We start from the raw sequence: 20,903 nt of genomic DNA, 5'->3' as shown, positions 1-20,903 counted from the left end.
GCGCCGGTAGTCCCGCCCCGGCGCGTCGGGATGCCGGAAACCGGCCCTGTGCAGCCGGTTTGCATTGTGGGTGCAGGTTCGATGTATTCTCGTCACCGCGCCTAGCGCGGGATGGCAGATTGCCCGAGCGGCCAATGGGAGCAGACTGTAAATCTGTCGGTGAAAGCCTACGTAGGTTCGAATCCTACATCTGCCACCGAAAACCCTCGTCGATCATGATGATCGGCGGGGGTTTCTTGGTTTCCGGGCATCCGGTGTCGCCGGGCTCCCTGCCGAGACCTCGGAAACAGCCTCTGACCTCACGATTTGGAGGTGCGACCGAGGAGTGTGTAATCTCGTTCAAGACTTCGCCGCGCCGAGTCAGTCAGAACGACCCGGAGCGGATGTAGTCATGCCCCCTTAGCTCAGTCGGCAGAGCGTTTCCATGGTAAGGAAAAGGTCAACGGTTCGATTCCGTTAGGGGGCTCGCCGGATTGCCGGTGCAGGCACCTTGGCAATGCGCCCCGTGGCGGTGTAGCTCAGTCGGTAGAGCAAACGACTCATAATCGTTGTGTCGCCGGTTCAAGTCCGGCCATCGCTACCAATAACCCAGACCGCTAGGTTGACGCGAAAGAAGGAATGTCGTGGCCGCGAAGTCCACCGATGTCCGGCCAAAGATCACCTTGGCCTGCGAAGAGTGCAAGCATCGCAACTACATCACCAAGAAGAACCGGCGCAACGACCCGGATCGCTTGGAGATCAAGAAGTACTGCCCGAACTGCAACACCCACCGGGCGCACCGCGAATCCCGCTGAGTCCGGGACGACATAAAGCTACAGCTGCTCGAGGCCGGACGAGAGTCCGGCCTTAGCGCTATCCAGGGTAAGAACGATATACGGACACAGCCGCCATTCGCGGTCACGCCGGGATCCCTTGTCAGTCGGCGTGATTGCTCCGCCGACTCCGGGCTGCGGGGTCAGATAGGTACAGTCCTCCCGTGACGATGAACACCACCGGTACAGCAGAGCTCGAAGCGAGCGTCGAGCTCGACCCCGCCGCCCATGCCGCGGCCATGGTCGGTCACCACTACCGCGTCGACGACTACTACGAGGTCGGCCGCGAGAAGGTCCGCGAGTACGCCCGGGCCGTGCAGGATTACCACCCGGTGCACTGGGAGGAGGACGCCGCGCACGAGTACGGCTACGAGAGCCTGCTCGCCCCGCTGACTTTCATCTCCCTGGTCGGAATCCTGGCGCAGCGCAAGCTGTTCGAGACGATCGTCACGGGCTACGACCTGAGCCAGATCATGCAGACCGATCAGATCCTGGAATTCCATCGCCCGATCAAGGTCGGTGACCAGCTCACCTGTGACGTCTACCTGCACTCGTTCCGGCAGGCCTTCGGCGGCGACATCATCGTCACCAAGAACATCGTCACCGACCAGCACGACGAGCTGGTGCTCACCACCTACACCACGCTGATCGGCCGCAGCGGCGGCGATATCGACCCGAATCTGCAGGGCGCCGTGCGCGGTGTGCTCATGCACGGCGTCGGCGACGGTGAGATGCCCGACCACCGCCCGCGTTCCATCGCCGTCGACGGCCATGTCGCGCCGGCCAAGGCCCCGCACATCGAGGCCAGCAAGCGTGCGCTGCGCTTCGAGGACATCGCGGTGGGCGACGAACTGCCGGCTCGCGTCGTCCGGCTCACCCGCGGCGATCTGGTCAACTACGCCGGTGTCTCCGGCGACGCCAACCCGATCCACTGGAGCGACGAGGTGGTCAAGCTCGTCGGCCTGGAAAACGTGGTCGCGCACGGCATGCTCACCATGGGTCTGGGCGGCGGTTTCGTCACCAGCTGGCTCGGCGACCCGGGCGCGGTCAAGGAATACAACGTGCGCTTCACCAGCCCGGTCTATGTCGGCTCGGACGAGGCGGCCGAGGTCGAGTACACCGGCAAGGTCAAGTCGGTCGATCCGGAGACGCGCACCGCCGTGGTCGCGATGGTCGCGAAGTCGGCCGGTCGCAAGATCTTCGGGCGCGCGACGGCCACGGTGCAACTGGCCTGAGTGCGGTTCGATGACCCCGGATTGGCAAATGGCGCGGTGGGTAACGTAGACTCGTGCTCCGGGGTCATCAGCCGCTGCGCGCTGCTCTCGAGCAGCGCGCGTGTCATGTGACCGCCAGGAAGATATAACTGAATACGAACACGGTTGGTCGCAATTCGACGGGCCAACCAAAGGGGCGTAGCTCAATTGGCAGAGCAGCGGTCTCCAAAACCGCAGGTTGCAGGTTCAAGTCCTGTCGCCCCTGCCCTGAAATGCCAGCGACGAGAGAGGATCGACGTGGTCGACGAGCGGGATACTCGCCACGGCGCGGCCGACGACGATGGCGAGGACACCGCCGCGGTGGCTCGGCCGAGCGGCAAGCGGTCCGCGCGCCGGTCTCGTGGCACCTCTCCGGCCGACACCGGTTCGATCGCCACGATCGACCGTCCGTCGCTGAAGAAGGCAGACAAGGCCAAGGCCGAGAAGCGGGGCAACCCGTTCAAGCGCCTGATCAAGTTCCTGCGTGAGGTCATCGCGGAACTTCGTAAGGTGATCTGGCCGAACCGGAAGCAGATGGTCACCTACACCACCGTTGTTCTGGTGTTCGTGATCTTCATGGTGGCGTTCATCAGCGGGTTGGACCTGGCGTTCATCAAGGGTGTCGACTGGCTGTTCGGCTAGCCTGGCACTCCGGTGCCGGCGCCGCCACGCCGCCCTCGACGGGGCGGCTGAATACCGGTAGGCAGACGATGTACGTGACGACACAGGAAGTGAGTGCCCAGTGAGCACCCCGGAGAACGACACAAACGACGAGTTCCCGGTCGACGACGCGGTAGAAGCCGCCGAGACCGCCGGGGAATCCGCTGCTGTCGACGAAGCCGAGGCTGCTCCGGCCGCGCCGATCGACGCCGAACCGGCCGATCCGGTCGCCGAGATGACCGCCGCGCTGCGCCGTGCTCCGGGTGACTGGTACGTCATCCACTCCTACGCCGGTTACGAGAACAAGGTGAAGGCCAATCTCGAGACCCGTGTGCAGAACCTGGACCTCGAGGAGTACATCTTCCAGGTCGAGGTGCCGACCGAAGAGGTCACCGAGATCAAGAACGGCCAGCGCAAGCACGTCAACCGCAAGGTGCTGCCCGGCTACATCCTGGTCCGGATGGAACTCAACGACGAATCCTGGGGCGCGGTGCGCAACACCCCCGGCGTCACCGGTTTCGTCGGCGCGACCTCGCGTCCGTCGCCGCTGACCATCGCCGAGGTGGTGAAGTTCCTGGTCCCGGCCAGCGCGCAGCAGAAGAAGCCCGCTGCCGCCGAGGCCGGCGCCGCCGCTGCCGCCACCGCCACCGATGTGGCGCCCAAGCCCACCATCGAGGTCGACTTCGAGGTCGGCGAGTCGGTCACCGTCATGGACGGCCCGTTCGCGACGCTGCCCGCCAGCATTTCCGAGGTCAATGCCGAGCAGCAGAAGCTCAAGGTGCTGGTGTCGATCTTCGGTCGTGAGACCCCGGTCGAGCTGGCGTTCACCCAGGTCGCCAAGATCTAGCTCCACGGGACCCGCTCGATTGCCGCGGTGTCGGTCCCGGTAAGGTACATGGGTTCGTGCGTGAATCCAGGATTGTTCGTCCTGGCTTCGCCGCGCCCGCCCAAGGCTTACGGCAACCGTAAGGAACCGAAACCAAGGAAGAAAGATGCCCCCCAAGAAGAAGAAGCTCGCCGGGATCATCAAGCTGCAGATCCAGGCCGGCCAGGCGAACCCGGCCCCGCCGGTCGGTCCCGCGCTCGGTCAGCACGGCGTCAACATCATGGAGTTCTGCAAGGCGTACAACGCCGCGACCGAGTCGCAGCGTGGCAACGTCATTCCGGTCGAGATCTCGGTGTACGAGGACCGGACGTTCGACTTCAAGCTGAAGACCCCGCCCGCCGCCAAGCTGCTGCTCAAGGCCGCCGGTGTGCAGAAGGGTTCGGCCGAGCCGCACCGCACCAAGGTCGCCAAGGTCACCATGGACCAGGTCCGGGAGATCGCCAAGACCAAGCAGGAAGACCTGAACGCCAACGACATCGAGCAGGCCGCGAAGATCATCGCCGGTACCGCGCGCTCGATGGGTATCACCGTCGAAGGCTGATCAGCTTCCCCGAGTGGGAGGGCCGGCCAGGCCCGATAACCACTTCTGAACCACATTAAGGACAGAGAATCATGGCAAAACGAAGCAAGGCGTACCTCGCCGCGGCCGAGAAGGTCGATCGCGACAAGCTGTATTCCCCGCTGGCCGCGGCGCGGCTGGCGAAGGAGACCGCCACCACCAAGACCGACGCGACCGTCGAGGTCGCCGTGCGTCTCGGCGTGGATCCCCGTAAGGCTGACCAGATGGTCCGCGGCACCGTGAACCTGCCGCACGGCACCGGTAAGACCGCTCGCGTCATCGTGTTCGCGGTGGGCGACAAGGCCGCCGAGGCCGAGGCCGCCGGTGCGGACGCGGTCGGCGCCGAGGACCTGATCGAGCGGATCCAGGGCGGCTGGCTGGACTTCGACGCCGCGATCGCCACCCCGGACCAGATGGCCAAGGTCGGCCGGATCGCGCGTGTCCTGGGCCCGCGCGGCCTGATGCCGAACCCGAAGACGGGCACCGTCACCCCCGATGTGACCAAGGCCGTCAACGACATCAAGGGCGGCAAGATCAACTTCCGCGTCGACAAGCAGGCCAACCTGCACTTCGTCATCGGCAAGGCGTCCTTCGACGATGCCAAGCTGGTGGAGAACTACGGCGCCGCGCTGGAGGAGATCCTGCGTGTGAAGCCGTCGACCGCCAAGGGTCGCTACGTCAAGAAGATCACGGTTTCGACGAACACCGGACCGGGCATCCCGGTGGACCCGAACCGCACCCGCAACCTCCTCGACGAGGATGCGTAAGTAGCACCCGGCACCACGCCTGAAGGGCGGGAACGCGAATCGCGTTCCCGCCCTTCGCCGTTTCCGGCTGAGGAAATCGTGACTTGACACTTAGCTTCGCTCTATCCTTACAGGTGGGGCTATGTAAGGAGACGAGATGGACGCTCAGGCCAGGTTGACGTCGAAGGGCCAGCTGACGCTGCCGAAGGTCATTCGTGACGCGTTGGATCTACAGGTGGGCGACAATGTACTCTTCCGGCTCGAGGGTCAGGTCGTGGTCCTGGCGAAGACTCCTGATCTGCTGGAGTTGGCAGGGAGTGTGCCGGTTCCGCCTGAGGTACGAAGCAAGTCCTGGGACGAGATTCAGGACGACGCCTGGGCAGCCCAGTGGCGGGACGGGGCCTCATGACCGTCCTTCTCGATACGAATATTCTGGTCCGCCACTTGACCCAGGATCCACCCGAAATGGGCAAGCGCGCCACGGCATTTCTGGCTGAATCGGAGGCGCTCTTCTTGCCGGATCTGATCCTGGCGGAGACGGTCTACGTACTGCAATGCGTGTACAAGGTCGAAAGACCGCGGGTCGCACTCCTGTCCAGAGCGATTGTCGGTGCACGCAATATCATCACCAATGACCCCGCTATGCTGATCCGCGCCTTAGATGTCTATGAACACGATCGGCTGTCCTTCGCCGACGCCTATCTCGTAGCCCTCGCAGAAGCTGATAAAGGCTCGTCCATCGCCTCTTTCGACAAGGGCATCGACAGGGTGTCGAGTGTCGAACGCATCGAGCCTACGTAAGTGCATCTGGCTCATTACCTGGCGCTATCGTGGTCTTATGCGCCTGCACGTCCCGTACCGGCTGGATCAGGATGAGGACGGCGTCTGGTGCGCCAGCGCCCTGCTTCGTCCAGGTGTAGGAGCGTTCGGTGATGGTGCGACGCGTATGGCCGCGCTCGCGGACCTTCGGGACGGGCTCACCGCTCTTGTCGCGGAGGTCGGCCCGAGCATTGAAAGCGATTGATCCCCTTCTTGGTTCCGGAGTAAAACTCGGCGGGTGCGGGTTGGCCTGGGGGTGACGGTTGTTCTGTTGATATCCGGAAGCACTCGTGCCGCGTCGACGAATACCGCCGCGTTGCGGACGGTGGCGGCGGTGGCTCCGGCGGGTGTCGAGACGATGTTCTATGACGGGCTTGCCGAGTTGCCCGCGTTCAGTCCGGATGACGACGGTGCCGGGCATGGTGCGGTTGTCGCACTGCGCGAACAGCTTTCGCGGGCGGATGCGGTGTTGCTGTGTACCCCCGAGTACGCGGGGACGCTACCGGGGAGTTTCAAGAACCTGCTGGATTGGACAGTGGGGAACGGGGATCTGCACGAAAAGCCCACGGCCTGGATCAATGTCGCGTTCGCCGGGCGGGGTGATGGTGCGCTGGCCACGCTTGCGACGGTCCTCGGGTATGTCGGTGCGGCGGTCGAACCGGCGAACTGCCCGCGGTTGACCGTGCTGCGGGAGGACGTGGATTCCGCCGGGCTGGTCACCTCCCCGGAGTTCCGCGTCGGCGCGGTCGAGGTGTTGCGGGGGCTGGCCGCGCAGGCGGAGCAGGCCCCGGCCTGAGCCGGGCCGGGGTCTGATCGCTGGATTCCGTGGTCAGGTCTCGTCGTTGGCGGACTTGCGCCAGCCGAGCAGGACCGATTCGCCGTCCTGTACACCCCACGGCAAGAAGACCGCGACGATGACAGCGCACACGACCACCGCGCCGGTCGCCACCAGCGAGGCGGCGTGCGAACCTTCCAGCGCCGCGGCTTTCATCGCGGTGATGAGGTTTTCGCGCTGTCCCTCCAGGAAGGACGGGAGTTGCTGCTTGCGGATCTCCAGCACGCTGAGCGGACTGGCCTGGACGAGGCTCTTCTGATCCTCGGTCATCAGGGTGCTCGGCACCTTGGCGATCAATGGCTCGACCCGGGTCGTGTAGTAGGAGGCGACGATCGAGCCGAGGACGGCCACACCCAGCGTGCCGCCGATCTCGCGGGTGGTGTCGTTGACCGCGGAGCCCGCCCCGGCTTCGTTCAAAGGCAGTGCGCCCATGATGGATTCGGTGGCCGGACCCTGCACGATGGCCAGGCCGAGCGCCATCGAGACCATGGCGGGCAGCACGTCGGTGAGGTAGGGGCTGGTGACGGTGACCTGTCCGCCGAGGTAGAGGCCGAGGCCGGTGAGCAGCAGGCCGAACACGATGACCGGTGTGGTGCCGAGCCGCTGCGCGAGCAGGGTGGCCACCGGTGCGCCGAGCGCCACCGAGAACGCGAACGGCAGTGAGGCGATACCGAATTCGAGTGGGGTGTATTCGCGGACGCCCTGGAAGTACTGGGTGATCAGGAACAGGAATCCGAACATCGAGAAGTAGCCGATCGCGATCGCCAGCGCGGGCAGCGAGAAGCGCCGGTTCCGGAACAGGCGCATATCGAGAATCGGTGCGGCGGTGCGTAATTCCCAGCCGACGAAGGTGGCGGAGAGCGCCAGGCCCAGGGCGGCGGTGCCCAGGGTGGTGACCGAGAGCCAGCCGTTGTGCGGCGCTTCGATGATCGCCCACACGACGAGGGTGATGCCCGCGATGGACAGCGCGATGCCGGGCAGGTCGAGGCGGCCGACCTGGGCGGAGCGTGATTCCGGGACCCAGAGCCAGGCGGCGGCCAGGGCGAGCAGCGCCACCGGCACATTGATCCAGAACACCGAATGCCAGGAGAAGTGTTCGAGCAGCCAGCCGCCGGAGATCGGGCCGATGGCGATGGCGAAGCCGGCCATGGCGGTCCAGGCGGCGATGGCCAGGGCGCGTTCGCGCTTGTCGGTGAAGATATTGATGATCAGGGCCAGGGTCGCCGGGAAGACGGCGGCGGCGAAGACGCCCATCGCCGCGCGCGAGGCGATCACCGCGCCCATGGATTCCGAGAGCGCGCCCGCGACGGACATGGCCGCGACTCCGGCCAGGCCGAGCATCAGCACGCGTTTGCGGCCGTAGCGGTCGCCGAGGTTGCCGAAGGCCAGCAGCAGTCCGGCGAAGGTCAGGGTGAACGCGTCGACGACCCATTGCAGGCCGCTGACGCCGGTGCGTAGTTCGACCCCGATGGAGGGCAGGGCCACGTTGACGATGGTGTTGTCGAGGACGACCAGCAGTTCGGCCAGGCAGATGACGGCCAGCGCGAGAAAGCGCCGGGTGCGTCGTTCCAGCAACTGTGGTGGATCGACTATGGAGGTTGCCATAGTGCAGCAGCTAAGCAGTAAGTGTCACTGTTGGTAACACTTGTTGACCGCGACTTCGGCCACATTGCGACCGGAAATGTGATGTGTGCCACCATGAAGCGGTGGTGCGTCGTCCGCCGTGGGACCCCGTTTTGGCAGATGAGGACCCTTACCTGTATCGTGGGTGCAAGTCATCGACAAGTTCGATAACTACCCAATCCGTTCTACCGAAGACCGTTGGTCGCCGCGCCCATCCAGGCGTGGTCGAAGGTTCAGCAATAGTGCTGGCGGCCCACGCAGGGAGAGCCGAGGTCGGGAAACCGTAGGTTTCTTGTGCGCCCCGGAACGCTCTGCGTCCGGGGCGTTTGCTTTATCGCCGGACCCCTGGAATTCGGAAGTTCGAATACGAACCGACCATCCAGAGAGGAGGCGAAGTATGGCAAAAGCCGAGAAGGTCACCGCGGTCGCGGAGATCACGGAGCAGTTCAAGAGCTCGACGGCCACTGTTGTCACGGAATACCGTGGCCTGTCGGTCGGCAAGATCACCGAACTGCGTCGTGCCCTGGGCGCGGACGCCACGTACTCCGTCGCCAAGAACACCCTGGTCAAGCGCGCTGCCGCCGAGGCTGGCGTCGAAGGCCTGGATGACTTGTTCGTCGGTCCGACCGCGATCACCTTTATCAAGGGTGAGCCGGTCGACGCCGCGAAGGCGCTCAAGGCCTTCGCCAAGGACAACAAGGCGCTGATCATCAAGGGCGGGTACATGGACGGCGTCGCGCTGTCCGTGTCCGAAGTCGAGCGGATCGCCGACCTGGAGTCCCGCGATGTCCTGCTGGCCAAGCTGGCCGGCGCGATGAAGGGCAACCTGTCGAAGGCCGCCGCCACGTTCGCCGCTCCGGCGACCAAGATGGCTCGCCTGCTCGTGGCCCTCGAGGAGAAGCAGCGCGCCGGTGGCGCGCCTGCCGACGCCGAATAAGTCACCCACCACCAAGCATTTTCATCGCCGCTCACGCGGAGATGACCCAATCGAAAGGAAACATCAATGGCTAACGTTGAGCAGCTGCTCGAGGAAATCGGCGGCATGACCCTGCTCGAGCTCTCGGAGTTCGTGAAGGCGTTCGAGGAGAAGTTCGATGTGAAGGCTGCCGCCCCGGTCGCCGTCGCCGCCGCCGGTGCCCCGGGTGCCGCCGCTGCCGACGCCGCCGAGGAGCAGGACGAGTTCGACGTCATCCTCGAGGGTGCCGGCGACAAGAAGATCCAGGTCATCAAGGTCGTTCGCGAGATCGTCTCCGGCCTGGGCCTGAAGGAAGCCAAGGACCTGGTCGAGGGTGCCCCGAAGCCGATCCTGGAGAAGGTCGCCAAGGACGCCGCCGAGGCTGCCAAGGCCAAGCTGGAAGAGGCCGGCGCCAAGGTCTCGGTCAAGTAATTCGACCGAATTGCGCTCCAAACGGGCGGCTCCATTATGGAGCCGCCCGTTTGCATTTCCGGACGAATTTCAACTCCTCTTTCGTGGCTGAATCACGTCACCTGGAGGGAGTCTTACGACCGACCCGGTTTGCGGCCGTCTCGCCTCCGAGCAGCCGAAGCGCATGCGCCGAAGGCGCAAGTCTCGGCTGCTCGGAGGCGAGACATACGGGGCCGCAAACCCGCGTCGCCGCAGGCGACGCCAAAATTCCAGTGTTACTCTTCGGTCAGGTTGGGGTGCGCCGCATCTCACGGGTGAGATACAGTGACCGGACCCACTGTGACGTGACACACCGCGAAGACCGCGCGCGGTTCGGCACAAGGGGGGCTCGCTGAAGAATTTGTGGAGGTAGGCGTGGGCGTCGAAGTCAGGACCGAAAGTGTAACCAAGTCCTTTGGTTCACAGCGTATTTGGCAGGACGTGAGTCTCACTCTGCCCTCGGGCGAAGTCAGCGCGCTGCTCGGCCCGTCCGGTACCGGTAAGTCCGTCTTCCTGAAGTCGCTGATCGGCCTGCTGCGCCCCGAGCGCGGCTCCATCTTCATCGACGGTGTCGACATCACCACCTGCTCCAACAAGGAGCTCTACGAGATCCGCAAGCTCTTCGGTGTGCTGTTCCAGGACGGCGCGCTGTTCGGCTCGATGAATCTCTTCGACAACACGGCCTTCCCGCTGCGCGAGCACACCAAGAAGTCCGAGACCGAGATCCGCAAGATCGTCATGGAGAAGCTGGAGCTGACCGGTCTGCTCGGGGCCGAGTCCAAGCTGCCCGGCGAGATCTCCGGCGGTATGCGCAAGCGCGCCGGCCTGGCCCGCGCCCTGGTGCTGGATCCGCAGATCATCCTCGTCGACGAGCCCGACTCCGGTCTGGACCCGGTCCGCACCTCGTACCTGAGCCAGTTGCTGATCGACATCAACGCCCAGATCGACGCGACGATCCTGATCGTCACGCACAACATCAACCTGGCCCGCACCGTGCCCGACAACATCGGCATGCTGTTCCGCCGGCAGCTGGTCATGTTCGGCCCGCGCGAGGTGCTGCTCACCTCCGACGAGCCGGTGGTCAAGCAGTTCCTCAACGGCCGCATGATCGGCCCGATCGGCATGTCCGAGGAGAAGGACGAGGCGCAGATGGCCCGCGAGCAGGCCATGGTGGACGCCGGTCACCATCACGGCGGCGCCGAAGAGGTCGAGGGCATCATCCCGCAGATGAAGGCGCAGCCGGGCATGCCGGTTCGCCAGGCAGTTGCTCGTCGTCAGGCGCGGGTTCGCGAGATCATGCACACGCTGCCCCGCGCGGCTCAGGACGCCATCCGTGACTCACTCGACCAGAGCGATGACACGCAGGTGCTTCCCGCCTACACACAGGCTGGACCCGGATACGACGGTGGTCGGCCGGAACTCGGCGGCGGGTACGACACGACCGTGCGCCACAACACAACTAACGGGTAGCCAGCAGGTAGCATTCGCCGGGTGAACACCACCCTGGTGCGTTTGAGGACTCCGGTCGAGTCCGCATTCGGCCAGGCCGGCAACATCTTCGCGCTCCTCGCGGACGTGGTGCGCAAGACGTTCAAGCCGCCGTTCCAGTGGCGGGAGTTCATCGAACAGTCCTGGTTCATCGCCAGCGTCTCCATCCTGCCCAGCGCGCTGGTGGCGATCCCGTTCGGCGCCGTCGTCTCGTTGCAGACGGGTTCACTGGTCAAACAGCTCGGCGCCGAATCCTTCACCGGCGCCACCAGTGTGCTCGCCACCGTGCAGCAGGCCGCGCCGGTGGTGACCGCGCTGATCATCGCGGGCGCGGCGGGTTCGGCGGTCGCCGCCGATCTCGGGTCGCGCACCATCCGCGAGGAGATCGACGCGATGGAGGTGCTCGGCGTCGACCCGATCCAGCGGCTGGTGGTGCCGCGGGTACTCGGGATGATGCTGGTCGCCCTGCTGCTCAACGGATTGGTGTCGGTGGTCGGCATCGCCGGCGGGTACTTCTTCAACGTGCTGCTCCAGGGCGGTACGCCCGGCGCGTATCTCGCGTCGTTCTCGGCGCTCGCGCAGCTGCCGGACCTGTGGATCGGTGAGATCAAGGCGCTGATCTTCGGCCTGCTGGCCGGGGTCATCGCCGCCTACAAGGGTTTACATCCGGCCGGGGGGCCCAAGGGCGTCGGCGAGGCGGTGAACCAGTCCGTGGTCATCACCTTCCTGGTGCTGTTCTTCGTGAATCTCGTGCTCACACTGGTGTATCTACAGGTAGTCCCGGCCAAGGGAGCCTGACCCATGGCGACCCAGTACCGCTCCCCGGTGGTCGCGAAGTCGGCCCGCGCGGCCCAGCGAGCGGTGCGGGCGCCGGTGCAGCTGGTCGATCGCGCCGGCGAGCAGATGCTGTTCTATTCGCGTGCCATCGCCTGGATTCCGCGCACCGCGGTGCACTACCGCAAGGAGGTGCAGCGGCTGCTGGCCGAGGTGACCTTCGGCTCCGGGGCGCTCGCGGTGATCGGCGGGACGATCGGCGTCATCGTGTTCATGTCCGCCTCGGTCGGTTTCGTGGTCGGCCTGCAAGGCTTCAAGGCGCTGGACGCGCTCGGCACCTCGGTGCTCACCGGTTTCCTCACCGCCTACATCAATACCCGCGAGATCGCGCCGCTCACCGCGGCGCTGGCGCTCTCGGCCACGGTCGGTTGCGGTTTCACCGCGCAGCTGGGCGCCATGCGAATCTCGGAGGAGATCGACGCGCTGGAAGTGATGGCGGTTCCGGGCATTCCGTTTCTGGTGACCACCCGGGTGATCGCCGGGTTCCTGGCGGTCATCCCGCTCTACATCGTCGGCCTGCTCGGCACCTACCTGGCGTCGCGCACGGTCAGTATCTGGTTCGAAGGACAGTCCAGCGGCGCCTACGACCACTATTTCAGCCTGTTCCTGCCACCGCAGGACGTGCTCTATTCGTTCCTCAAGGTGCTGGTCTTCGCGTTCGTGATCATCCTGGTGCACTGCTACTACGGGTTCAACGCCAGCGGCGGGCCCGCGGGTGTCGGCATCGCGGTGGGGCGGGCGGTGCGCTCGGCGATCGTGCTGGTGAATCTGCTGGATTTCTTTCTCAGCCTGGCTATTTGGGGGACGTCGACGACCGTTCGGATCGCAGGATGAACGGGGTGCAGCGGTGGCGGGCGACCGAGCCGTACCGGATACGGCTGCTCGGTGTCGCGTTCTTCCTGATCCTGGCGCTGTTCGTGTGGTTGTGCGTGGCGATCTACAACAAGCAGTTCGTCAGATCGGTGCGGGTCGAGCTGCTCACCGACAGCGTGGGCAATGCTCTGACCCGGCACGCGGAGGTGAAGGCCCGGGGCGTCACCGTCGGGGAGGTGCGGGCCAGCCACGCGCGCGCGGGCGGCGTCGTCCTGGATCTGGCCGTGGACCCCGGCAAGGCGGCGCAGATCCCGGTGAACGCCACGGCCCGCCTACTACCCAAGACGCTGTTCGGTGAACGGTATGTGGACCTGGTCATTCCGGGGCAGCCGAGTCCGCTGCATCTCACCGACGGCGTCGTGCTCCAGCAGGATCGCAGCGGCAACGCGATCGAACTGAGCCGGGTCTTCGACAATCTGCTTCCGCTGCTACAGGCCATTCCGCCGCAGGATCTGGCGGCGACGCTCGGTGCGCTGGCGCAGGGGCTGGCCGGGCAGGGCGAGGGCCTCGGTGAGACAGTGGATCATCTGGACAAGGTATTCCGCCAGGTGAACGGCGTGCTGCCGGATCTACAGGCCGAGCTGCGCAGCCTCGCGACGGTCTCCGATACCTACTCCGACGCGCTGCCGCAGCTGATCGACGCACTCGACAATCTGCGCACCACCAACGCGACCGTCGTGCAGCGGCGCACCCAGATCGACACCCTCTTCGCCACGTTGACCCCCGCCTCGGCGAACACCGCGGACTTCCTGATCGCCAACCGCGACAACATCATCGACGTCGCCGCCGACGCCCGACCGGCCCTGGAACTGCTCGCCGAGCATTCGCCGACCTACGCGTGCGCGCTGGCGAACTTCGCGAAGATGAAACCGCGGATCGACAATATCTTCGGCGTCGGCACCGACCGCCCGGGTTCGCGGGTGAGCATCGAATTGACCAATCCCCGGGGCAAATACCTGCCCAATCAGGATGAGCCGCGCTGGCTCGACACCCGGGGCCCGGGGTGCTTCGCGGAATTCCCGGTGGGCGTGGACGCGGGCCAGTATCCGGGCGGGCCCAACAACGACGGCTCCTACCAGCCGCCGAGCCGCTATCCCGGCGATCAGACCATCGGCCGGATGGAGGCGCCGCAGTACGCGGTGTACCCGACCCTGGCGGGTTCGCCGGGGGAGCAGCGTTCGCTCGACGCGATCTACGGTGCAGCACACGGTGTTTCACCAGAACAGGTGCCGGGCTGGCTGACCCGGGTCGGCGCGCCCGCCTTCCGCGGCAGCGAGGTGAGTCTGCGATGAGACGGATGCTGCGCGGCACGGGCGGGCCACTGGTCAAGCTGATCGCCTTCGTGATCGTGACGCTGCTGGCCACCACGGTGCTGGCGCTGTCGATCGCCAACTACACCGGGGGCGGCACCCCGTTCCGGGCGGTCTTCACCGATGTCACCGGCTTGAACAAGGGCGACGAGGTACGGATCGCGGGTGTGCGGATCGGCAAGGTCACCAAGGTCTCGATCCTGGATCGGCGCCTGGCCCGCGTCGATTTCGAAGTGCAGGACCGGGATTGGCTGCCCGCCTCCACGACCGCGGCCATCCGCTACCGGAACCTGGTCGGCCAGCGCTATCTCGCGCTGGAGCAGGGCGCGGGGGAGCAGGGCCGGAAACTGAACGAGAACGGGACCATTCCGCTGGAGCGGACCAAGCCCGCGCTGGATCTCACGCTGTTGTTCAACGGGTTCCGCCCGCTGTTCCGTACGCTCACCGCCGCCGATGTGAACAAGCTGGCCCACGAGATCATCCAGGTGTTCCAGGGCGAGCAGGGCACCGTCCACGACCTGGTCGTGAGCACCGCGAGCCTGACCAACAAGATCGCCGACAAGGACGCGGTGATCGGTGAACTGGTCACCGAACTGACCCGGGTGCTGGACGCGGTCAACAAGCGCGACGACCAGTTCGACGAGCTCATCGTGAACACCTCGGCGCTGGTCGCCGGCCTGTCGGAGCAGCGGGGGGTGATCGGGTCCTCGGTGAGTTCGCTGGGCGATCTGGCCTCGGCCACCGCCGATCTGCTGGTGCCGGTGGTTCCGACGCTTCAGGGGACGATCGCCGGGTTGAGTCAGCTGACCGGGACGGTGAACGAACGCTCCGGCGAGGTCGACCAGGCGCTGGCAAACCTGCCGCTGAAAATGGAGAAGCTCGGCCGGGTGGGCAGTTACGGCTCCTGGTTCCAGTTCTATCTGTGCGGCATCGACCTGGTGGTCGGGCCGGGCGCGGTGGACGCGCCGCAGCTGAATCTGCCCGCGGGGCTACCCACGTTGAATCAGCCGCTGTACACCAATGCCGCGCCGCGCTGCTCCGGGAAGGCCCGCTGATGGACGACCGGATTCTGCTCGGTAAACGCAGCCCGGCGTTCCTGGGCGGCCTCGGTGTGTTCCTGATCCTGTGCGCGACACTGTCGGCGTTCTTCGTGGACCGGCTGCCGATCATCGGCGCGGGCACGCGCTACAGCGCCGAGTTCGCCGAAGCGGCCGGGCTGAAGGAAGGCAGTGAGGTACGCATCGCCGGGGTGAAAGTCGGTGCGGTCGACGGTATACGGCTCGCCGGTGACCGGGTCCTGGTGAACTTCCGCACCCAGAACGCGTGGATCGGTGACGAGACCACCGCATCCATCCAGATCAAAACGGTGCTGGGACAGAAATACCTGGCGCTGGATCCGCGCGGCGGCGAGCCGGCCGATCCGGGGCAGCCGATTCCGTTGTCGCGCACCGCGACTCCCTACGACGTGATGGAGGCGTTCACCGACGCCGGCCGTCAGCTGGAGGAGATCGACACCGCGCAGCTGGCCACCAGTATGCGGGTGCTGTCGGAGGCATTCGAGACCACGCCGGGCGAATTGCGCGGCGCCATCGACGGTTTGGGCCGGCTCTCGCAGACCCTGGCCAAGCGGGACGAACAGCTGAAACGACTCTTCGCCGCGACCAGGCAGACCACCGGGGTGCTGGCCGAGCGCAACGCGGAGTTCGAACGGCTGCTCGGCGCCGGCGGACAACTGTTCGCGGAGTTGAACATTCGCCAGCAGGCCATCCGGCAGCTGCTCACCGACGCGCAGACGGTCGCGACCCAGCTGAGCACCCTGGTGCATGACAACGAGGCCCAGATCGGGCCCGCGCTGACCAATCTGCGCGGCGCGATCGACCTGCTCAACGCCAATGAACAGAACATCTCCAAGACCCTGGAGCTCGCGGGACCGTTCTACGGGCTCTACGCCAACGTGCTCGGCACCGGCCGCTGGTTCGACGCGGTGATCGTCAACCTGATGCCGCCCGCGCTCCCGGATGTTCCGGGCTACCGCGAGCCGGTGCGGAACATGGGAGGCGGCTGATGACCCGGTGGTGGTCCTCGATCGGTAGCGGGACGAAACTGCTCGCCCTGCTGGTGGTGGCGGCCGTGGTGCTGGGCGCGACGCTGTGGTGGCTGGATTCGCGGCTGAACACCACGCGCATCACCGCCTACTTCGATCGAGCCGTCGCGATCTACGCGGGCTCGGATGTGCGGATCCTGGGCGTGCCGGTCGGGCGGATCGATTCCGTGGAACCGATGGGCGACCAGGTGAAGGTCGTCATGAGCGTGGACCGCGAATACGATATTCCCGCCGACGCCAAGGCCGCCCAGATCACGCCCTCGGTGGTTTCGGACCGCTATGTGCAATTGCTGCCCGTATATCGCGACGGCCCGAAAATGGCGCGCGAGGCGGTGATTCCGAAAGAGCGCACGGTGACGCCGGTGGAGGTGGACGAGCTCTACCGCGGTATCACCGAACTCACCGAGGCATTGGGGCCAGGCGGCGCCAACAAGGACGGCGCGGTGAACGATCTGGTGCGCACTTCGGCGGCGAATCTCGCCGGTAACGGAGAAGCCTTGGGCCGCACCATCTCCGAGCTCAGCAAAGCGGCCAAGCTGCTGGCCGACGACCGCGCCGATATTTTCACCACGGTCAAGAATTTGCAGGTCTTCGTCAGCATGCTGGCCGAGAACGATCAGCAGGTCCGGCAATTCAACAGTCAGCTGGCCGAGCTCGCGGGCTTTCTGGGTGACGAACGCCAGAATCTCGGCGAGGCGCTGCACCTGCTGTCGGTCGCGCTCGGCGACGTCTCGCGTTTCCTGGATCAGAACAACGCACTGATCGGCGACAACGCGGTGGCGCTGACCTCGCTGACCCAGACCCTGGCCCGGCAGCGCGACGATCTCGCCGCCGCCCTGCCGGTACTGCCGCTGGCACTGAGCAATCTGATCAATATTCACAACGGCGAATCCGGAACCCTGGACATGCGCGCCAACTTCCCCGACTTGCAGGACCCGTTCGGAGTCATCTGCAAGATGATCGATCTGGGCAAACTCATGCCGGGCGATCCCGAATTCGAGGCGGTCGGCAAACAGATGCGGCCGCTGATCGAGCATTGCCGCGAGATCGCCGATCAGATCACCGCGGGCGTGCAGACGCCGTCGCTGATCCTGCCGTTCGGCATTCTCAGCAACGAGAACCAGCAGCGCGCGCCGGTGCCGGGCACGGTGCCCGGCACGCCGTCGAATCAGTTGCCTCCGTCGCAGCAGCCGGGAGGGATCCGATGAGAATCCGCGACGCCGCCCTCGGCCTGTTCGCCGTCTGCGCGCTGACCTCGTGCGCGTCCAACGGCATCTACAGTGTGCCGCTGCCCGGCGGCGCGGATATCGGTAAGCATCCGATGCGGCTCACCATCGAATTCGACGATGTGCTCGATCTGGTGCCGCAGTCGGCGGTCAAGATCGAGGGCGTGCCGATCGGCCGGGTCGAGTCGATCGATCTCGGGCCCACCGGCTGGACCGCGAATGTCCGTGTCGTGGTCAATGATTCGGTGGATCTGCCCGCGAACGCGCGGGCCGAGGTGCGGCAGTCGAATCTGCTGGGGGAGAAGTTCATCGAGCTGTCCGCGCCACCGGATCCGGCGGCGGCACGCCTGGCCGGCGGCGCGGTGATCACCGTGGACCGCACCCGGGCCGCGGTCGAGATCGAGCAGGTCCTCGGTGCGCTGTCGCTGCTGCTCAACGGCGGCGGGATCGCCCAGCTGGCACCCATCGTGACCGAACTCAACAAGGGCCTCGACGGGCGCGAGGGCCGGGTGCGCTCGCTGCTGGAAGAGGCGAACACCCTGATCGGCGGGCTGAACGAACAGGTCGAGGACATCACCCGGGCGATCGACGGCCTGGCGCTGCTGAGCAGCCGGGTCAGCACCCGGACCGACGCGATCGACAAGATCCTCGCCGAACTGCCGGAAGGCGTCCGGATCCTGGAAGAGCAACGCCCCCAGTTGATCTCGCTGCTCGCACAACTGGATCGGGTGGGTCAGGCGGGCTTCGACGTGATCAACATCTCCAAGGACAACCTGATCCGCGACCTCACCTCGCTACGGCCCACCCTGCAAGAACTGGGCCGCTCCGCACCGGATCTGATCACCGCCTTCCCGCTCATCCCCACCTATCCGTTCCCTGACTCGACCCTGCCCGCCACCTTCGGCGGCCAGGTCAACACCTGGCTGTCGGTGGACCAGCAGATCGGCGTCACCCTGGGCAATCTCGGTGTGGGCAAACCGGATCCGGTCTACATCCCGCCGCCGTACGGCCCGCCGGTGCCGGTCGATCCGAGCAACCCCTACTACAACGGCAATGGGCCGCGCCACGGCTGGCCGACGGTGTTCGCCGCCGTCCCGGTGCCGCGCGGCCTGGTGCCGCCGGGCACACCGAATCAGCTCGGGCCGCTGCTGGAAGGGCTGGGGATCACCTCGCCGCTGGACGGTGTGCGATGAGTGAGCGAATCACGGTGGAACCGCGCGACGATGAGGTGCGCCGATGAGTCGCCTGGTGCGTTTCCAGCTGATCGCCTTCCTGGTGATCGCCGTGCTCGGCGTGATCTACGTGGGCGCCACCTATATCCGGCTCGATCACATGCTCGGGTTCGGCCAATACACCGTGCGGGTGCGCGCCGACCAGGCCGGCGGGGCCTACAAAGGCGCCGAGGTGACCTACCGGGGCGTGGCCGTCGGGCGGGTGGGCGAGCTGGAGCTCACCGCCGACGGAGTCGTGGTCCCGTTGGTCATCGATACCAGCGCGCCGCGGATCCCGGCGACCGCGAAAGCCGTGGTGGCCAATCGTTCCGCGATCGGCGAGCAGTACGTCGACCTGCAACCGGAGGACGGGGGCAGCCCGTTCCTGAAGGACGGTTCGGTGATCGTCGGGCTGGACACCCCGGTGCCGGTGGAACAGCTGATCACCAGCGTCGACCATTTCACCAGCACCGTCGACCTGCCCGCGCTCACCACCACGGTCACCGAACTCGGTAAGGCCTTCGAGGGCCGCGGCGGTGAGCTGCGGACCCTGCTCACCTCGCTGCGGGAGTTCAGCGCGGCCTTCGACGAGCATCTGCCCGAAACCATCGAACTGATCCGCTCGGGCCGGATCGCGCTGGCCACCCAGGCCGAGCAGTCCGCCGAGATCCGGCGCTTCAGCGACGGCCTGGACCGGCTCAGCGCCCAATTGCGTGCCAGCGACCCGGACTTGCGCCGGATCATCGACACCGGCACCACCGCCGGCACGGAGATCGATGAGCTGATGCGCGAGAGCGGGCCCGCGCTCACCGAGGACCTGACCAACTTGCGCACCCTGCTCCAGGGCATCTCGCCGAAGTTCTACGCGCTGCGCCCGCTGCTGCAAATGCTGCCGCAGCTCTCGATCGGCGCCTCGGCCACCGCGCCCGGCGACAACACCAGCCACTTCGGCCTGGTGCTGGAAACCAACAACCCGCCGACCTGCACCGTCGGCTACGAGGGCACGCACGAGATCCTCGCCGAGATGAAGCGCCGCAATCCCGACTTCGACGACACCGTGGACGAGTTCCCGTTCAACAAGGACGCGAAATGCACTGTGCCGTTCGGTAATCCGACCGCGGTGCGCGGCGGTCTGCGCGCCGAACTGGCCGATCCGATGATCGCCCAGCCCTGGGACCGCAACCCCAAAGTCGACCCGCCCAAACTCAACCTGAACCCCATCGCCGCCCAGCTGGCCACCCTGATGGGTGTCACGCCGAAGCGCTGACCGCCCGACCGATACGAGGTGTACGCAGTGACAGTCGAAGTGTCGAATCCCCGGTCCGCATCGGGGCCGAACCTAGCGGATGGGGCGGACACGAACTTGCCGAGTGCCTCGGCGCTGGACTCGGGCCGGACGACTGGGCGGGGGCCGAGGTGGCTGACCAGGCTGATGACGCCGCGAGTGGCCCGGCAGGTGGCTGGGCCGAAGCGGCGCGCGCCATTCGCGGTGACCGTGGCCGCACTGGGCTCGCTGCTTGTCGCCGCGCTGGCCGCGCTGTGGTTCGGCACGGGCTGGTTGCAGGCCGCCGTGTACACCGACGCGCCGCGCGCCGAGGCCCGCGAGAGCGCGCTGTCCGCCGCCCGCCAGGCCGCTCTGAACATGACCACCATGCGCCTGGCGGATATCCCCGGTTCGCTCGCGCAGGCCCGCTCCTCGATGACCGGCGCGATTCTCACCTCGGCCGAACAGAATCGGACCCGGTCCGAGCAGCTGGCCACCGAGAACGGGATCGAGATGACCTCGAAGGTGCTCGGGGCGTCGCTCACCGCGCTGAACTCCGAGCGGGACAAGGCCTCGGCGCTGGTGGTGCTCCAGGTGACCGAGACCAAACCGGGCAACGAGGTCGCGAACTACCGCTACACCTGGAATCTGGATCTGACCAAGGCCCGCGACGTCTGGAAGGCTGAGCAGGTCGCCTCGCTGACCCAGCCGGTCCTGCTCGACACCCCGGCCCCCACCCCCGCACCGCAGGAGCCGCCGCGATGAGCACCCGCCGCCCGGTCAACCGCGTCACCTCGACCCGCCGCCCGCGCATCGATTCCCCCGGACAGTCCACACGCTTGCCCGGACAGTCCACACGCTTCCCCGGACAATCCACACGCCGGTCTCGGGCGTCCACCGATTCGTCCGGACGGTCCGCGGATCGGTCATCCGCTGATTCACCCGACCGGTCCGCGCGCTGGTCTCGACTGCTACCGGATTCGTCCCGGCGGTTC

22 protein-coding genes and 4 tRNA genes are annotated in these 20,903 nt (G+C 66.1%); 25 read left to right on the top strand and 1 reads right to left on the bottom strand.

From position 1 onward, the window contains the following. The first annotated feature begins 113 nt into the window (after positions 1 to 113). The 13 genes from ACFVMC_RS23480 (at position 114) to ACFVMC_RS23420 (ending at position 6,531) form a co-directional block, all read left to right on the top strand. Positions 114 to 196: transfer RNA gene (locus ACFVMC_RS23480), tRNA-Tyr, on the top strand. A 197-nt stretch (positions 197 to 393) separates the two neighbouring features. Next, positions 394 to 466 (top strand) — tRNA-Thr (locus ACFVMC_RS23475). A 41-nt stretch (positions 467 to 507) separates the two neighbouring features. Then, a tRNA-Met gene (locus ACFVMC_RS23470) sits at positions 508 to 583 on the top strand. A 40-nt stretch (positions 584 to 623) separates the two neighbouring features. Then, positions 624 to 794, top strand: coding sequence for a 50S ribosomal protein L33 (rpmG, locus tag ACFVMC_RS23465; RefSeq protein ID WP_356973555.1), 171 nt, complete (start codon positions 624 to 626; stop codon positions 792 to 794). A 188-nt stretch (positions 795 to 982) separates the two neighbouring features. Continuing rightward, positions 983 to 2,047, top strand: coding sequence for a fused (3R)-hydroxyacyl-ACP dehydratase subunits HadA/HadB (locus ACFVMC_RS23460; RefSeq protein ID WP_379214064.1), 1,065 nt, complete (start codon positions 983 to 985; stop codon positions 2,045 to 2,047). Positions 2,048 to 2,218: 171 nt separating this feature from the next. Then, positions 2,219 to 2,291 (top strand) — tRNA-Trp (locus ACFVMC_RS23455). A 32-nt stretch (positions 2,292 to 2,323) separates the two neighbouring features. Next, complete coding sequence (secE, locus tag ACFVMC_RS23450; RefSeq protein WP_379213491.1) at positions 2,324 to 2,707, top strand: preprotein translocase subunit SecE; 384 nt, start codon at positions 2,324 to 2,326, stop codon at positions 2,705 to 2,707. A 100-nt stretch (positions 2,708 to 2,807) separates the two neighbouring features. Further along, the gene (gene nusG / locus ACFVMC_RS23445; RefSeq protein ID WP_379213489.1) at positions 2,808 to 3,572 is read left to right on the top strand and encodes a transcription termination/antitermination protein NusG; all 765 of its coding nucleotides are present in this window, start codon (positions 2,808 to 2,810) and stop codon (positions 3,570 to 3,572) included. Between the two features lie 145 nt (positions 3,573 to 3,717). Then, positions 3,718 to 4,152 (top strand): 50S ribosomal protein L11, encoded by a 435-nt coding sequence (rplK, locus tag ACFVMC_RS23440; RefSeq protein WP_379213487.1) that lies wholly within the window; start codon positions 3,718 to 3,720, stop codon positions 4,150 to 4,152. 71 nt (positions 4,153 to 4,223) lie between these two features. Continuing rightward, positions 4,224 to 4,937, top strand: coding sequence for a 50S ribosomal protein L1 (gene rplA, locus ACFVMC_RS23435; protein WP_379213485.1), 714 nt, complete (start codon positions 4,224 to 4,226; stop codon positions 4,935 to 4,937). Positions 4,938 to 5,073: 136 nt separating this feature from the next. After that, a complete protein-coding gene (locus ACFVMC_RS23430) occupies positions 5,074 to 5,325 on the top strand; it encodes an AbrB/MazE/SpoVT family DNA-binding domain-containing protein (protein WP_379213483.1) in 252 nt (83 codons plus the stop codon). Further along, positions 5,322 to 5,717 (top strand): PIN domain-containing protein, encoded by a 396-nt coding sequence (locus ACFVMC_RS23425; RefSeq protein ID WP_379213481.1) that lies wholly within the window; start codon positions 5,322 to 5,324, stop codon positions 5,715 to 5,717. The genes ACFVMC_RS23430 and ACFVMC_RS23425 overlap by 4 nt, the downstream gene beginning before the upstream one ends. A gap of 289 nt (positions 5,718 to 6,006) precedes the next feature. Continuing rightward, positions 6,007 to 6,531, top strand: a complete 525-nt coding sequence (locus tag ACFVMC_RS23420) for an NADPH-dependent FMN reductase (RefSeq protein ID WP_379213479.1) — start codon at positions 6,007 to 6,009, stop codon at positions 6,529 to 6,531. 33 nt (positions 6,532 to 6,564) lie between these two features. Here ACFVMC_RS23420 and ACFVMC_RS23415 read toward each other — a convergent pair whose 3' ends face one another. Beyond that, complete coding sequence (locus tag ACFVMC_RS23415; RefSeq protein WP_379213477.1) at positions 6,565 to 8,175, bottom strand: MFS transporter; 1,611 nt, start codon at positions 8,173 to 8,175, stop codon at positions 6,565 to 6,567. A gap of 415 nt (positions 8,176 to 8,590) precedes the next feature. On the opposite strand from ACFVMC_RS23415, the gene rplJ reads away from it, so the two are divergent. From rplJ to ACFVMC_RS23355, 12 genes are all read left to right on the top strand, one after another. Then, positions 8,591 to 9,130, top strand: a complete 540-nt coding sequence (gene rplJ / locus ACFVMC_RS23410) for a 50S ribosomal protein L10 (RefSeq protein WP_379213475.1) — start codon at positions 8,591 to 8,593, stop codon at positions 9,128 to 9,130. A 66-nt stretch (positions 9,131 to 9,196) separates the two neighbouring features. Then, complete coding sequence (rplL, locus tag ACFVMC_RS23405; RefSeq protein WP_379213473.1) at positions 9,197 to 9,580, top strand: 50S ribosomal protein L7/L12; 384 nt, start codon at positions 9,197 to 9,199, stop codon at positions 9,578 to 9,580. 381 nt (positions 9,581 to 9,961) lie between these two features. Next, positions 9,962 to 11,068 (top strand): ABC transporter ATP-binding protein, encoded by a 1,107-nt coding sequence (locus tag ACFVMC_RS23400; protein ID WP_379213471.1) that lies wholly within the window; start codon positions 9,962 to 9,964, stop codon positions 11,066 to 11,068. Between the two features lie 21 nt (positions 11,069 to 11,089). Continuing rightward, the gene (locus ACFVMC_RS23395; protein WP_379213469.1) at positions 11,090 to 11,884 is read left to right on the top strand and encodes an MlaE family ABC transporter permease; all 795 of its coding nucleotides are present in this window, start codon (positions 11,090 to 11,092) and stop codon (positions 11,882 to 11,884) included. Positions 11,885 to 11,887: 3 nt separating this feature from the next. Beyond that, positions 11,888 to 12,754, top strand: a complete 867-nt coding sequence (locus tag ACFVMC_RS23390) for an MlaE family ABC transporter permease (protein ID WP_379213467.1) — start codon at positions 11,888 to 11,890, stop codon at positions 12,752 to 12,754. Beyond that, complete coding sequence (locus tag ACFVMC_RS23385) at positions 12,751 to 14,085, top strand: MCE family protein (protein WP_379213465.1); 1,335 nt, start codon at positions 12,751 to 12,753, stop codon at positions 14,083 to 14,085. The genes ACFVMC_RS23390 and ACFVMC_RS23385 overlap by 4 nt, the downstream gene beginning before the upstream one ends. Continuing rightward, positions 14,082 to 15,158: an MCE family protein gene (locus ACFVMC_RS23380; protein ID WP_379213463.1), complete on the top strand. Its 1,077-nt coding sequence runs from the start codon at positions 14,082 to 14,084 to the stop codon at positions 15,156 to 15,158. The genes ACFVMC_RS23385 and ACFVMC_RS23380 overlap by 4 nt, the downstream gene beginning before the upstream one ends. Further along, positions 15,158 to 16,168, top strand: coding sequence for an MCE family protein (locus ACFVMC_RS23375; RefSeq protein ID WP_379213462.1), 1,011 nt, complete (start codon positions 15,158 to 15,160; stop codon positions 16,166 to 16,168). The genes ACFVMC_RS23380 and ACFVMC_RS23375 overlap by 1 nt, the downstream gene beginning before the upstream one ends. Next, on the top strand, positions 16,168 to 17,415 hold the full coding sequence (locus ACFVMC_RS23370; protein ID WP_379213460.1) for an MCE family protein: 1,248 nt from the start codon (positions 16,168 to 16,170) through the stop codon (positions 17,413 to 17,415). The genes ACFVMC_RS23375 and ACFVMC_RS23370 overlap by 1 nt, the downstream gene beginning before the upstream one ends. Next, a complete protein-coding gene (locus ACFVMC_RS23365) occupies positions 17,412 to 18,626 on the top strand; it encodes an MCE family protein (protein ID WP_379213458.1) in 1,215 nt (404 codons plus the stop codon). Before ACFVMC_RS23370 ends, ACFVMC_RS23365 begins: the two co-directional genes overlap by 4 nt. Positions 18,627 to 18,669: 43 nt before the next feature. After that, on the top strand, positions 18,670 to 19,911 hold the full coding sequence (locus ACFVMC_RS23360) for an MCE family protein (RefSeq protein ID WP_379213457.1): 1,242 nt from the start codon (positions 18,670 to 18,672) through the stop codon (positions 19,909 to 19,911). 165 nt (positions 19,912 to 20,076) lie between these two features. Continuing rightward, positions 20,077 to 20,673: a hypothetical protein gene (locus tag ACFVMC_RS23355; RefSeq protein ID WP_379213455.1), complete on the top strand. Its 597-nt coding sequence runs from the start codon at positions 20,077 to 20,079 to the stop codon at positions 20,671 to 20,673. Positions 20,674 to 20,903: the final 230 nt, after the last annotated feature.

The sequence above is a fragment of the Nocardia sp. NPDC127579 genome, from assembly GCF_042672005.1.
In the GTDB taxonomy this organism is placed as follows: Bacteria; Actinomycetota; Actinomycetes; order Mycobacteriales; family Mycobacteriaceae; genus Nocardia.
This window is presented reverse-complemented; position numbering and strand designations above follow the sequence as displayed.